This window comes from Bradyrhizobium sp. CCBAU 51627, assembly GCF_028128765.1.
GTDB lineage: Bacteria > Pseudomonadota > Alphaproteobacteria > Rhizobiales > Xanthobacteraceae > Bradyrhizobium.
This window is the reverse complement of the sequence record NZ_LBJG01000088.1, coordinates 127707-140675: the sequence shown is the minus strand read 5'-3', so window position 1 is coordinate 140675 and position 12969 is coordinate 127707. Positions and strand designations below refer to the sequence as shown.

General features: G+C 64.3%; 12 protein-coding genes. All 12 read right to left on the bottom strand.

Translation table 11 applies throughout. The features are described 5' to 3' along the window. Window positions 1-7: 7 nt before the first annotated feature. Window positions 8-1075, bottom strand: a complete 1068-nt coding sequence (nuoH, locus tag XH88_RS33000; protein ID WP_271672375.1) for an NADH-quinone oxidoreductase subunit NuoH — start codon at window positions 1073-1075, stop codon at window positions 8-10. Window positions 1076-1085: 10 nt separating this feature from the next. Continuing rightward, window positions 1086-3161 carry an NADH-quinone oxidoreductase subunit NuoG gene (gene nuoG / locus XH88_RS32995; protein WP_271672374.1) on the bottom strand — a complete coding sequence of 692 codons (2076 nt, stop codon included), beginning with the start codon at window positions 3159-3161 and terminating at the stop codon, window positions 1086-1088. A 5-nt stretch (window positions 3162-3166) separates the two neighbouring features. Beyond that, entirely contained in the window at window positions 3167-4492 is a 1326-nt protein-coding gene (gene nuoF / locus XH88_RS32990) for an NADH-quinone oxidoreductase subunit NuoF (protein ID WP_271672373.1), read from the bottom strand. A 15-nt stretch (window positions 4493-4507) separates the two neighbouring features. Further along, entirely contained in the window at window positions 4508-4711 is a 204-nt protein-coding gene (locus tag XH88_RS32985) for a hypothetical protein (protein ID WP_271672372.1), read from the bottom strand. After that, window positions 4711-5322, bottom strand: a complete 612-nt coding sequence (gene nuoE / locus XH88_RS32980) for an NADH-quinone oxidoreductase subunit NuoE (protein WP_128966548.1) — start codon at window positions 5320-5322, stop codon at window positions 4711-4713. Before nuoE ends, XH88_RS32985 begins: the two co-directional genes overlap by 1 nt. A gap of 10 nt (window positions 5323-5332) precedes the next feature. Further along, the gene (locus XH88_RS32975; RefSeq protein WP_271672439.1) at window positions 5333-6295 is read right to left on the bottom strand and encodes an FkbM family methyltransferase; all 963 of its coding nucleotides are present in this window, start codon (window positions 6293-6295) and stop codon (window positions 5333-5335) included. Then, window positions 6295-7491, bottom strand: coding sequence for an NADH-quinone oxidoreductase subunit D (locus XH88_RS32970; protein ID WP_271672371.1), 1197 nt, complete (start codon window positions 7489-7491; stop codon window positions 6295-6297). The genes XH88_RS32975 and XH88_RS32970 overlap by 1 nt, the downstream gene beginning before the upstream one ends. Before the next feature lie 10 nt (window positions 7492-7501). After that, complete coding sequence (locus XH88_RS32965; RefSeq protein ID WP_271672370.1) at window positions 7502-8107, bottom strand: NADH-quinone oxidoreductase subunit C; 606 nt, start codon at window positions 8105-8107, stop codon at window positions 7502-7504. 11 nt (window positions 8108-8118) lie between these two features. Further along, the gene (locus XH88_RS32960; protein WP_442868503.1) at window positions 8119-8700 is read right to left on the bottom strand and encodes a NuoB/complex I 20 kDa subunit family protein; all 582 of its coding nucleotides are present in this window, start codon (window positions 8698-8700) and stop codon (window positions 8119-8121) included. Next, window positions 8697-9062: an NADH-quinone oxidoreductase subunit A gene (locus XH88_RS32955; RefSeq protein ID WP_271672368.1), complete on the bottom strand. Its 366-nt coding sequence runs from the start codon at window positions 9060-9062 to the stop codon at window positions 8697-8699. Before XH88_RS32955 ends, XH88_RS32960 begins: the two co-directional genes overlap by 4 nt. Window positions 9063-9540: 478 nt before the next feature. Then, the gene (locus XH88_RS32950; protein WP_271672367.1) at window positions 9541-10677 is read right to left on the bottom strand and encodes a PepSY-associated TM helix domain-containing protein; all 1137 of its coding nucleotides are present in this window, start codon (window positions 10675-10677) and stop codon (window positions 9541-9543) included. 16 nt (window positions 10678-10693) lie between these two features. Then, entirely contained in the window at window positions 10694-12940 is a 2247-nt protein-coding gene (locus XH88_RS32945) for a TonB-dependent siderophore receptor (RefSeq protein ID WP_271672438.1), read from the bottom strand. Between the last annotated feature and the right edge of the window lie 29 nt (window positions 12941-12969).

The window sequence follows — 12969 nt, the reverse complement described above, 5'->3', positions numbered from 1 at the left end:
ACGGCCCTCACTTCGGCGCGATGCCGGCGAATTGCAGCACGCCGGCCACCACGACCACCATCGCCAGCGACAGCGGCAGGAACACCTTCCAGCCGAGGCGCATCAGTTGGTCGTAGCGGTAGCGCGGCACGATCGCCTTTGCCATCGCGAACAGGAAGAACATGAAGAACAGCTTCAGCGAGAACCAGATGATCCCCGGCACCCAGTTGAAGGGCGGCAGGTCCACCGGCGGCAGCCAGCCGCCAAGGAACAGGATCGTGGCCATCGCGCACATCGTGACGATCGCAACGTACTCGCCGAGCATGAACAAGAGATACGGCGTCGAGCCGTATTCGACCATGAAGCCGGCGACCAGCTCGGATTCCGCTTCGACCAGGTCGAAGGGCGGACGGTTGGTTTCCGCCAGCGCCGAGACGTAGAACACCACGAACATCGGGAACAGCGGCCAGACATACCAGTTCAGGATGGTCAGCTGCGGCAGCCCGATCAGGCTGGCAAGGCCGCGGGCATGCTGGGCCTCGACCACCGCCGAGAGATTCAGCGTGCCAGCGCAGAGCAGCACCGTGATGATGACGAAGCCGATCGAGACTTCATAGGACACCATCTGCGCCGCCGAGCGGAGCGCCGCCAGGAACGGATACTTCGAGTTCGACGACCAGCCGGCCATGATGATGCCGTAGATCGACAGCGACGAGATCGCGAAGATGAAGAGGATCCCGACATTGATGTCGGAGATCACCCAGCCGAGATTGGTCGGGATCACCGCCCAGGCCGCGAGCGCGAGCACGCAGGACACCAGTGGTGCCAGCAGGAAGACGCCCTTGTTGGCGCCGGCCGGGATGATCGGCTCCTTCAGCACGAACTTCAGCAGGTCGGCAAAGGACTGGAACAGGCCCCAGGGGCCGACCACGTTCGGGCCGCGGCGGATCTGCACCGCCGCCCAGATCTTGCGGTCGGCGAGGAGGATGTAGGCGATCGCGACCAGGAGGACGACGAGCACGAGCACGCTCTCGGCGATCATGATGATCAGCGGCCAGAGGAAACCGGTCCAGAATGCGCTTTCGAAGAATTCCATCAGATCACGCTCACTCCGCTGCGGTCAGCATGTGCCCGGAGGCGAGACGCGAACATTCGGCCATCACGGCCGACGCACGCGCGATTGGGTTGGTCAAATAGAAGTCGTCGACCAGGGGCTTGAACGGCGCCTTCTCGGGCGAGCCGCCCTTCGCCGCCAGCTTCTTGATCTGGTCGGCGGAGCCGGCCTCGATCTGGTCGAGACGGATGAGATGCGGCACGGCCTTGAAGATCACCTGGCGCAGCGCGGCAAGCGAGTCGTAGCCGAGCTTCTTGCCGAGCGCTTCGGAGAGCGCACGGATGATCGCCCAGTCCTCGCGGGCTTCGCCCGGCGGGAACGCGGCGCGGCCGGCCATCTGCACGCGGCCCTCGGTGTTGACGTAGATCGCGGACTTCTCGGTGTAGGCAGCGGCCGGCAGGATCACGTCGGCGCGATGCGCGCCACGGTCGCCATGGGTGCCGATGTAGACGACGAAGGTGCCGTCCGGCGCCTTAATCTCGTCGGCCCCGAGCAGGAACAGCAGGTCCAGCGTGCCGAACGTGGTCATCTGCGCGGCGTTCAGGCCACCGCCGGTCGCGGAGAAGCCGATGTCGAGCGCGCCGACGCGCGAGGCGGTCTCGTGCAGCACCCCAAAGCCGTTCCAGCCATCCGTCACCGCGCCGACGTCGAGCGCGAGCTTGGCGGCGGCTGCGAGAATGGCAGCGCCGTCGTGACGCGCGGCTGCGCCAGCGCCGACCAGGATGATCGGGTTCTTGGCGTTCTTCAGCACATCCATGAAGGAGTGCTTGCCGGCCGCGAGCTCACTGAGCGTCTCAGTGCCTGCACCGAGATGATCGTAATCGTAAGTGAGATCGGCCTTGGCACCGATCACGCCGATCTTGAAGCCGCCGGTACGCCAGCGCTTGCGGATCCGGGCGTTGAACACGGCCGCTTCTTTCCGCGGGTTGGCGCCGATGATGAGCAGCGCATCCGCCTGCTCGACGCCCGCCAGCGTCGGGTTGAAGATGTAGGAGCCGCGGCCGAGCGCGGGATCGAACGCGTCGCCGCCCTGCACCGCCAGATTGGCCGAGCCGAACTTTGCCAGCAGATCCTTCAGCGCGAACATCTCCTCGACGCCGGCGAGGTCGCCCGCGATCGCGCCGATGCGCTTGCCGTCAGTGCGCGCCGCTTTCGCGGCGATCGCGGCGAAGGCTTCGGGCCAGCTCGCCGCGCGCAGCTTGCCGGCCTCGCGGATATAAGGCCGGTCGAGCCGCTGGGTGCGCAGGCCGTCGACGACATGACGGGTCTTGTCGGAGATCCATTCCTCGTTCACGGCCTCGTTGACGCGCGGCAGGATGCGCATCACCTCGCGGCCGCGGGTATCGACGCGGACCGCAGAGCCCAGGCCATCCATTACGTCGATCGACTGGGTCTTGCCGAGCTCCCAGGGACGCGCCGCGAAGGCATAGGGCTTCGAGGTCAACGCGCCGACCGGGCAGATGTCGACCAGATTGCCCTGCAGTTCCGACGTCAGCGCGTGCTGGAGATAGGTCGTGATCTCCATGTCCTCGCCGCGTCCCGTAGCGCCCATCTCGGGCGCACCGGCGACCTCCGCCGAGAAGCGGACGCAGCGCGTGCACTGGATACAACGGTTCATCGAGGTCTTGACGAGCGCGCCGAGGTATTTGTCCTCGACCGCGCGCTTGTTCTCGGCGAAGCGGCTGGTGTCGACACCATAGCCCATCGCCTGGTCCTGCAGGTCGCATTCGCCGCCCTGGTCGCAGATCGGGCAGTCCAGCGGATGGTTGATGAGAAGGAATTCCATCACGCCTTCGCGCGCCTTCTTCACCATCGGCGAACGCGTCGAGATCTCCGGCGGCTCGCCCTTGGGGCCCGGACGGCAATCGCGCACGCCCCAGGCGCAGGATGCGACCGGCTTCGGGCCGCCCTTCACCTCGACAAGGCACATCCGGCAATTGCCGGCGATCGACAGGCGCTCGTGATAGCAGAAGCGCGGAATCTCGGCGCCGGCCGCCTCGCACGCCTGAAGCAGCGTGTACTCGGCGGGGACATCGATCTCTTTGCCGTCGATGATGAGCTTGGTCATGTCTCTTACTCCGCCGCGACCATGTTCACGGGATCGCGGACGCCAATGTCGTCGACATCGGCCCTGTGCGAATATTGGTCGATACGCGCTTCGATCTCGTGACGGAAATGCGTGATCAGGCCCTGGATCGGCCAGGCGGCGGCGTCGCCGAGCGCGCAGATGGTGTGGCCCTCGATCTGCTTGGTGACCTCAAGCAGCATGTCGATCTCGCGCTTGTGGGCGCGGCCTTCGGCCATGCGGGTCAGAACGCGCCACATCCACCCCGTGCCCTCGCGGCACGGCGTGCACTGGCCGCAGCTTTCGTGCTTGTAGAAATAGGAGATGCGGGCAATCGCACGGATCAAATCGGTCGACTTGTCCATCACGATCACGGCCGCGGTGCCGAGGCCCGAGCGCAGCTTGCTCAGACTGTCGAAATCCATCGGCGTGTCGATGATCTGCTCGGCCGGCACCATGCGCACCGACGAGCCACCGGGGATCACCGCCTTGAGGTTGCCCCAGCCGCCGCGGATGCCGCCGCAATGCTTCTCGATCAGCTCACGGAACGGAATGCCCATGGCCTCTTCGACGTTGCAGGGCCGCTCGACATGGCCGGAGATGCAGAAGAGTTTGGTGCCGACATTGTTCGGACGGCCGATGCCGGCGAACCAGGCGGCGCCGCGGCGCAAAATGTCAGGCGCAACCGCGATCGACTCGACATTGTTCACGGTGGTCGGGCAGCCGAACAAGCCGACATTCGCCGGGAATGGCGGCTTGAGCCGCGGCTGGCCCTTCTTGCCCTCGAGGCTTTCGAGCAGCGCGGTCTCTTCGCCGCAGATGTAGGCGCCGGCCCCGTGCGCGACGTAGATGTCGAACGGCCAGCCGTTGACGTTGTCCTTGCCGACCAGCTTGGCGTCATAGGCCTGGTCGATCGCGGCCTGGAGGCGCTCACGCTCGCGGATGAACTCGCCGCGGACGTAGATGTAGCAGGTGTGCGCGTTCATCGCGAAGCTGGCGATCAGGCAGCCCTCGACCAGGAGATGCGGATCATGCCGCATGATCTCGCGGTCCTTGCAGGTGCCGGGCTCGGATTCGTCGGCATTGACGACAAGGTAGCTCGGCCGGCCGTCGGTCGATTCCTTCGGCATGAAGGACCATTTCAGGCCGGTCGGGAAGCCGGCGCCGCCACGGCCGCGCAGGCCCGACGCTTTCATCTCATTGATGATCCAGTCGCGGCCCTTATCGATGATATTCTTCGTACCGTCCCAGGCGCCGCGGCGCCGCGCGCCCTCGAGCCCCCAATCATGGAGACCATAGAGGTTCTTGAAGATGCGATCCTTGTCCTCGAGCATATCAGTGCTTTCCGATCAACGGTTGGCCTGCTTGTAGGCAAGCCCGGCGGCGCAGACGGCGAAGGTCAGCGCCCAGAGCAGACTGGATTCCTGCGACGCGTTCATCGCGAAACGCTGCAGCAGGAACATGAAGGCGGCCGCGAGCGCGGCATGCATGGCGACGAAGCCCCATTTCCTCACGGCCTCGCTCCCCCGGTTCGCCTGAGACGGAAGACCCATCAGGAGGTCTCCTTCAGCGTGGTCGGCCCGCCCGCCGGCGCAGAGAACTGGCGGCCGTTCTGCGGACCGGGCTTGGGCGGATTGCCCGAAGCGAAACCGTCGAGCACCTTGCCGAAGCTTTCCGTGGTCAGGTCCTCATAGGTGTCCTTGCCGATCAATACCATCGGCGCGTTCACGCAGGCACCGAGGCACTCCACCTCTTCCCAGCTGAAATTGCCGTCCTTGGAGAGATGGAAGGGATCGTGATGGATGCGGCTCTCGCAGACGTGGATGAGGTCTTCGGCGCCGCGCAGGCGGCACGGCGTGGTGCCGCAGACCTGGACGTGGGCCTTCTTGCCGACCGGTGCGAGCTGGAACATCGTGTAGAAGGTCGCGACTTCGAGCACGCGGATATAGGGCATGTCGAGCATGTCGGCGATGACGCGGATCGCGGCTTCCGACACCCAGCCTTCGTTCTGCTCCTGCGCGCGCCAGAGAATGGCGATGACGGCCGAGGCCTGGCGTCCGGCAGGATATTTCGCGATCTGCTGCTTCGCGAACGCGAGGTTCTCCTCCGTGAACGCGAAGCTCGCGGGCTGGACTTCCTTCGGTGCTAATCGGCGAACGGACATCTGTTATCTCTCACTGCATGCGGCGCGCGTTTTTCGCATTCAGGGCATCGATCCTGTCCTGCCAGAACGCGCTTGCGGTGCCGAAAACGTTGTAACCGACGTGGGTCGAGACCTTGATGCGATCGAGGATCGACAGCTCGGTCACGGTCTCCATCCGGTTGCTGCGCGGATCGAACACGATCAGCTTCAGCGGGGTCTGTTCGAGGATGTAGCGCGACACCGCGTGCGAGCGGTCGCTGCCGTGCTCCTCGCACATGATGACGCTGTCGGCCTGGAGCAGCCGGGCGCCGCCCCTGATCGCCTCGATCTCGACGCCCTCGACGTCGAGCTTGATCAGGTACTTGCCGGTGCTCGCGATCCTGCCGTCGTCGATGAGATCGTCGAGCGCGAGAACGGGTACTTCCTCACCGCCGTCGGATGGTGCGCCGGCGATGCTGAAGGCTTCGTGCTTGGTGCCTGACAGTCGCGCGGTGCCGCGCGCCGCGCCGATGGCGCATTTCATGGTCTCGAAGCGGTTGCCGTTGACGCGCGCATTGTTGGCGAGCTTCGGATAGTTCTGCCCCGACGGCTCGATCGCGATCGCCTTGTGCGAACCGAACGGCTTGCTCGAGACAAGCACCGACCAGTAGCCGTAATTGGCGCCGCAATCGAGCAGCGTGTAGTCGACGTCGATGGAGTCCGCGAACAGCAGTTCCAGCTCGTCCTCATAATTATACGCGCGGTTGAGCAGCTTGCTCCAATAGCCGTCGCCGTAGGGGAATTCGAACACGGCGTCGGGATTGAGCCTGATCGCGATGTTGCGCTCCGGCAGCGTCTTCCGCAGCAGATTGGCGCAGGCGATGTAGCCCATATGCGAGAAGTGCGAGGAGATCTTCGATCCCGTCACCAGCGCCAAGGCAGCCGTCCGCTCCCACAGGTTGGCCCCTTCAAGGGCCCCCGAGGCACGGTCAAACTGGATCGGCGCCTGCGCCATCACCGATCGACCTCTCCGAACACGATGTCGAGCGAGCCGAGAATGGCCGACACGTCGGCGAGCAGATGGCCGCGGCAGATATGATCCATCGCCTGGAGATGCGCAAAGCCCGGCGCGCGGATCTTGCACTTGTAAGGCTTGTTGGTGCCGTCGGAGATCAGATAAACGCCGAATTCGCCCTTGGGCGCCTCGACCGCGGCGTAGACTTCGCCTTCCGGTACGTGCACGCCTTCGGTGTAGAGCTTGAAATGATGGATCAGCGCTTCCATCGAGCGCTTCATCTCGCCACGGCGCGGCGGCGCGACCTTGTTGTCGGCGACGACGACGGGGCCCTTGCCATCAGGCGCGTTCAGCTTCTGGATGCACTGCTTCATGATGCGCACGGCCTGACGCATCTCTTCCATGCGGATCAGGTAGCGGTCATAACAGTCGCCGTTCTTGCCGATTGGAATGTCGAAATCCATCTCGGCGTAGCATTCGTAAGGCTGCGACTTGCGCAGATCCCAGGCCGCACCGGAACCGCGCACCATCACGCCGGAGAAGCCCCACTCCCAGGCCTCCTTCAGCGGCACCACGCCGATATCGACGTTGCGCTGCTTGAAGATGCGGTTGGCGGTGAGCAGGCGATCGAGATCGTCCACGACCTTCAGGAACGGATCGCACCAGGCCTCGATGTCGTCGATGAGCTTCTGAGGCAGATCCTGATGCACGCCGCCGACGCGGAAGAAGGCTGCGTGCATGCGGCTGCCCGAGGCGCGCTCGTAGAACACCATCAGCTTCTCGCGCTCTTCAAAGCCCCACAGCGGCGGGGTCAGCGCGCCGACGTCCATCGCCTGTGTGGTGACATTGAGAAGGTGCGAGAGAATGCGGCCGATCTCGCAATAGAGCACGCGGATCAGCTGGCCGCGGCGCGGCACCTCGATTCCGAGCAGCTTCTCGGCGGCGAGACAGAAGGCGTGCTCCTGGTTCATCGGCGCGACGTAGTCGAGCCGGTCGAAATACGGGATCGCCTGCAAGTACGTCTTCTGCTCGATCAGCTTTTCGGTGCCGCGGTGAAGCAGGCCGATATGGGGATCAACGCGGGCGACCACTTCGCCGTCAAGCTCCAGCACGAGGCGCAGCACGCCGTGCGCGGCCGGATGCTGCGGCCCGAAGTTAATGGTGAAATTGCGAAGGTTTTCGGGTTGCTCGTTCATGACGCGCTACTCACTGCTTCGCCTTCTCGTCACCGGGAAGCGGATAGTCCGCTCCTTCCCATGGCGACAAGAAATCAAACTTGCGGAATTCCTGGTTGAGCCTGACAGGCTCGTACACCACACGCTTCTCCTGGTCGTCGTAGCGGACCTCGAGGAAGCCGGTCAGCGGGAAATCCTTGCGCAGCGGATGCCCCTCGAAGCCGTAATCGGTGAGGATGCGGCGCATGTCGGGGTGACCGACGAAGAACACGCCATAGAGGTCGTAGGCCTCGCGCTCGAACCAGTCCGCGCCCGGGAACACCTCGATCAGCGACGGCACCTGCGTGGTCTCGTCGGCCTGGGCCTTGAGACGGATGCGGGTGTTCAGGGTCGGTGACAGGAAGTGATAGATCACGTCGAAGCGCTTTTCGCGCGACGGATAGTCAGCCGCCGTGATGTCGGTGAAGTTGACGAAACGGCAGTTCGGATCGTCGCGGAGGTACTTGACCACCTCGACGATCTTGCTGGTCTCGACATCAACCGTGAGCTGGTTGAAGGCCACCTGATAACCGATGGCGGCACCCGGGAGCGCGCTCACGATCGTCTGCCCCAGGGCGTCGAGCTTGGCGTCGTCCATGACGTAAAACCTTAGCGTTCGATGGTGCCGGTGCGGCGGATCTTCTTCTGCAGCAGCAGCACGCCGTAGAGCAGAGCTTCCGCCGTGGGCGGGCAGCCCGGCACATAGATGTCGATCGGCACGATGCGATCGCAGCCGCGCACGACCGAGTAGGAATAGTGATAGTAGCCGCCGCCATTGGCACAGGAGCCCATGGAGATGACGTAGCGCGGCTCAGGCATTTGGTCGTACACCTTGCGCAGCGCCGGAGCCATCTTGTTGGTGAGCGTGCCCGCGACGATCATCACGTCGGACTGGCGGGGCGAAGCACGCGGCGCGAAACCGAAGCGCTCGACGTCGTAGCGCGGCATCGACACCTGCATCATCTCGACCGCGCAGCAGGCGAGACCGAAGGTCATCCACATCAAGGAGCCGGTGCGGGCCCACGTGATGAGATCGTCGGTCGCAGCGACGAAGAAGCCCTTGTCGGACAGCTCGTGATTGACCTCAAGGAAGAACGGGTCATTGGCACCGACCGGCTTGCCGGTCGACGGATCCAGGATGCCCTTGGGGGCCGGCGCGATGGCCGGGCCGGCGGACGGTGCAGGGTTCAATCCCATTCGAGTGCCCCTTTCTTCCATTCATAGGCGAAGCCCACCGTCAGCACGGCGAGGAACACCAGCATGGACCAGAAGCCGGTCGCGCCAAGCTTGCCGAACGCAACGGCCCAGGGAAACAGGAACGCCACCTCGAGGTCGAAGATGATGAAGAGGATGGCGACCAGATAGAAGCGGACGTCGAACTTCATGCGGGCGTCGTCGAAGGCGTTGAAACCGCACTCATACGCCGACAGCTTTTCCGGATCGGGCTGCTGGAACGCGACAACGAAGGGCGCGATCAGCAGCACCAGGCCGATGATAGCAGCTACCCCTATGAATACGACGAGTGGAAGATAGTTCTGTAGAATGCCGCTCATTGACGAGCCCTTTTTCCCGCAGCCTCGGGACAGCCACGGATTCGTCCGATTTGGAATTATTCTGAGCCTTAGCGCAGTGCACCAATGGGCGCAAGACACGCTCTTTTCAGGCCCTTAGCTGCTTCCAGACCGGTGGAAATCCCGGAATCACCCCGCGGCTGGTATGGAGCAGATCGCCTGACCCGACAAGGGCGGCCACGGTTTAGCAGGGCAGCAGCTCTGGGATTGCGGCCCGGCCCCCGCGGGCTCTATTTGCCACGGATCGTCGGCGAAATTCGCCCGTTTTTTTAACTGCGGCGCCGCAGCCCAACCCAGCTGACGACGGCAACCGGCGCCCCGACCGTAACCCAGCCGACATACTGGCCGGCCGTTCCCCAGAGCAAGGCGGCCAAGAGGCCAATGACGGTCGCGGCCGCGAGCAGGATAGGTGCAGCAAAGACACGTATCCACAGGTGCGCGCGGTCAGAGGAGCCATGCGTCATGACGGGACCGGGGCTCGTCTGGCGAATGCGTCGCTGCGGCCAGGCCCCCGCTTCTGCCGCCGTGCCAGCCAGAGATAGAGGCCGCTGCCGATCACAACGATGGTGAGCCCATCCAACGCGGCCCAGATCACCTTGAGCGGCATCCCGCCATAATCGCCGAAATGCAACGGCTGCGAGATCAGCAGCGCCTGGAGATAGAACGGCAACGCCCTGCTATCGGCGACCTCCCCGGTTTCGCCGTCGAGCAACACCGGCTTGAGCAGCCGCGCGGTGAGGACCGTATCGCCGCGCATAAAAGCTGCAAAATGATGCGAGGACGTGAACGGCGTCCCCGGGAACGCGATGAAAGCGACCTCCATGCCGGGCGCGACCAGCTTCGCACGCGCAACGACGTCGTCGAGCGAGGCGAGATGGACAGGCGGCGGCTTGCCGGCATAGGGCGCGACCATGCTGGCGAGCTCGGTTGCCTTCCATTGGCTCAGCATCAGCTCGGCCCAGGTGTTGACGACGCCGGTCAGACCCACCACCAGCGCCCAGGTCACCGTCACCACGCCGATCAGATTGTGCCAGTCGAGCCAGCGGACGCGGCGCGAGGCGCTGTCGCGTATGGTGGCAAAGCGCAGGCGGCGGGTGAACGGCCAGTACAGCACCACGCCGGAGATGATCGCTGCGCCAAGCAGCACTCCCATCGCGCCGAGGAACAACTTACCGGCTTGGCCAGCGAACATGTCGGTATGCAGCTTGAGCACGATCAGCATCGGCCCGAGGCCGACCGGCCCGAGCAGCTTGGCTGAAACGGCGTCGAATGCGCGCACGGTCGCGTTATCCGGCGCGCCATCGGGCGCACTGTTGGTGAAGGCCATCACGATCCCGGGCTCGTCCTTGTTCCAAGAGACATATTGCAGGACGCGGCCAGGATCGGCGGCGAGCGCGGCGGCGGCGACGATCTGGGGCGTCGCGCGCGCCGCGCCCGCGTGAGCTTCGGGCTGGGGGGCATAGCCCAGGAGCTCATCGATCTCATGATGGAAGATCAGCGGCAGGCCGGTCAGGCAGAGCAGCAGCAGAAACAAGGTCGAGCTCAGGCTGGTCCAGGTATGGACCAAGGACCAGAGCCGGACCGTGCGCGCCTTCACAAGACCCTCCCCTGCTTCACCATTTGTAGGAGACGCTCGCGGTGACGCGGCGACGGTCGCCGTAGAAGCAGGACGAGGCCGAAGCGCAGCTCGCGACGTAGATCTTGTCGGTCAGGTTGATCACGTTGAGCGCGGTACGCCAGTTCTGCCATTCGTAATGGAGCGCGAGGTCGCCGAGCACGACGGCGGGAACTTCGAGCGTGTTGGCGGTGTCGGCCCAGGACGAGCCGACATAGCGCACGCCGCCCCCGAACCCAAATCCCTCGAGCGGTCCGTCCTTGAAGGTGTAGTCTGCCCAGCCCGAGATCAGCATCTCTGGCGTATTGGTCGGCGTCTTGCCGATCAGGGACCGATCGAGGTCCCTGCTCGTGAAGAGATGATAGGTGGTGAAGGCGCCGATCAGCTTCAGCTCCCTGGTGGCATTGGCCACAGCCTCGAGCTCGATGCCGCGCGAGGTCACCTCGCCGGTCTGGTTCTGCAGCAGCGCATTCGACGGATCGGTGGTCGCCACGTTCTGACGCTTCAGGTCGAACACCGCCGCAGTGAAGTAGCCGTCAAATTCGTTCGGCGCGACCTTTACGCCGATCTCGGCCTGCCGGCCGGTCTCCGGCAGGAACAACCGGTTCTGCGCATTGAGGCCGATGATCGGATTGTAGCTCGTCGCATAGGATACGAAGGGCGCAATGCCGTTGTCGAAATTGTAGATCAGCCCGGCGCGCCCACTGAACCTGCTGTCGTCGCGCTGAGCCATGGTTGCGCCAGTGCCGCGCGCGGCCTGCGACGTCTCCACCCAGTCATTGCGGCCGCTCAAGACCAGCGTGAAGTTGCCGAGCTTCATCTGGTCCTGCACGTAGGTGCCGGCCTGCTTCTGCGTGAGCAGGAAGTTTCGGAACGGCGCGCCCGCGAGCGGGATGTCGAGACCATAAGTGGGGTTGAAGACGTTGATCGGCGGCAGGGTGCCGAAGTTGAACGCCTGGTAATCGTCGATCTGGTAGCCTTTCAGATCCACTCCGAACAGCATCGTGTGCTTCACCGGACCGGTGTCGAAGCCATACTCGAGCTGGTTGTCGAGATCGGCCTGGTTGGCAGTGTTCTTCGCATACCAATTGTAGCGCCCCAGAGTGGCCGCGTTGATATTGTCCCACCCATTGCCGACGAAGCCGCGATAGGTCAGGTCGATATGGGCGAAGCGCGCGTTCTGCCGGAACGTGAGGTCGTCGGTGAGATTGCGCTCGAACTGGTAGCCGAGCATCTCCTGCTCGCGTGCGAACCTGTCGACATTGGGGTCGCCGGCGAAGAAGCTGGTCGGAATCTTGCCGAATGGCGCGTTGGTCACCGTGCCCTGATAGGGCAGGAAGTTGATGCCGCGGGTGTCCTGCTTCGAGGCCGACGCCAGCACCGTGAAGCTGGTGTCGGCATCCGGCTTCCAAGTGAACGACGGCGCGATGAAGTAATTGTTGTCGGGCGTGAAGTTGACCTGGGTGCCGCCGTTCTGGACCTGGCCGACAACGCGGTAGAACAGCTTGCCGTTCGCTGGGCTCGTTGCGACGGGCCCGCCGACATCGAAGCCGAGATAAGCGTTGCCGAAATTGTTGACGCCGGTCTCGATGTAGCAGATCGGCTCGGCCCGCGGCATCTTGCTGATGACGTTGACGATGCCGCTCGGGCTCGATCCGCCATAGAGCACGGCCGACGGACCGCGCAGCACCTCGACGCGCTCCATGTTGGAGGGCTGAAGCTTCCAGCTCGCGTAGGACGTGTAGAACAGCTGCATGCCGTCGAGGAACAGGCCGACGTCGTCGGACTTGAAACCGCGGATCAGCCACCAGTCGTTGCGGGTATCGGCGCCGAACGTGCCGGCGCGCACGCCCGCGGTGTAGCGCAGGACTTCGTCGAGCTTGTTCGGTTTCTGATCGCGGATCTGGTCCGCACCGATGACCGAGACGGCCTGCGGCGTCTCCATGATCGGCGTGTTGGTCTTGGTTCCGGACGAGCTGCGACGAGCAACGTAGCCCTGCACCGAGCCACGCGGTGTCTCGACGACGCCGATATTGCGCGCAAGTTGCGGCTTGCTGTTGACGGTCTGCGCCTGGCTCTGCGCACGACGCGGCGCGGGTGCGGGTGCGCGGCGGCGCTGCTCTGGCGCTGCGATCGTCACCGGCGGCAGGCTCTGCGCACCCCCCTGCCCCGACGTTTGTGCGAGCGATGCCTGCGGCATCAAGACCCAAGCGGACGCGGTCGCCAGCACGGCCGGCCGCAGCATTCCAAGACTGTTCAACACGTCACCCCAAT

Bases quoted from the DNA above. Each gene is read 5' to 3' on its own strand.
- nuoH (WP_271672375.1), bottom strand. From the start codon at position 1,075: ATGGAATTCTTCGAAAGCGCATTCTGGACCGGTTTCCTCTGGCCGCTG.
- nuoG (WP_271672374.1), bottom strand. From the start codon at position 3,161: ATGACCAAGCTCATCATCGACGGCAAAGAGATCGATGTCCCCGCCGAG.
- nuoF (WP_271672373.1), bottom strand. From the start codon at position 4,492: ATGCTCGAGGACAAGGATCGCATCTTCAAGAACCTCTATGGTCTCCAT.
- XH88_RS32985 (WP_271672372.1), bottom strand. From the start codon at position 4,711: ATGGGTCTTCCGTCTCAGGCGAACCGGGGGAGCGAGGCCGTGAGGAAA.
- nuoE (WP_128966548.1), bottom strand. From the start codon at position 5,322: ATGTCCGTTCGCCGATTAGCACCGAAGGAAGTCCAGCCCGCGAGCTTC.
- XH88_RS32975 (WP_271672439.1), bottom strand. From the start codon at position 6,295: ATGGCGCAGGCGCCGATCCAGTTTGACCGTGCCTCGGGGGCCCTTGAA.
- XH88_RS32970 (WP_271672371.1), bottom strand. From the start codon at position 7,491: ATGAACGAGCAACCCGAAAACCTTCGCAATTTCACCATTAACTTCGGG.
- XH88_RS32965 (WP_271672370.1), bottom strand. From the start codon at position 8,107: ATGGACGACGCCAAGCTCGACGCCCTGGGGCAGACGATCGTGAGCGCG.
- XH88_RS32955 (WP_271672368.1), bottom strand. From the start codon at position 9,062: ATGAGCGGCATTCTACAGAACTATCTTCCACTCGTCGTATTCATAGGG.
- XH88_RS32945 (WP_271672438.1), bottom strand. From the start codon at position 12,940: ATGCTGCGGCCGGCCGTGCTGGCGACCGCGTCCGCTTGGGTCTTGATG.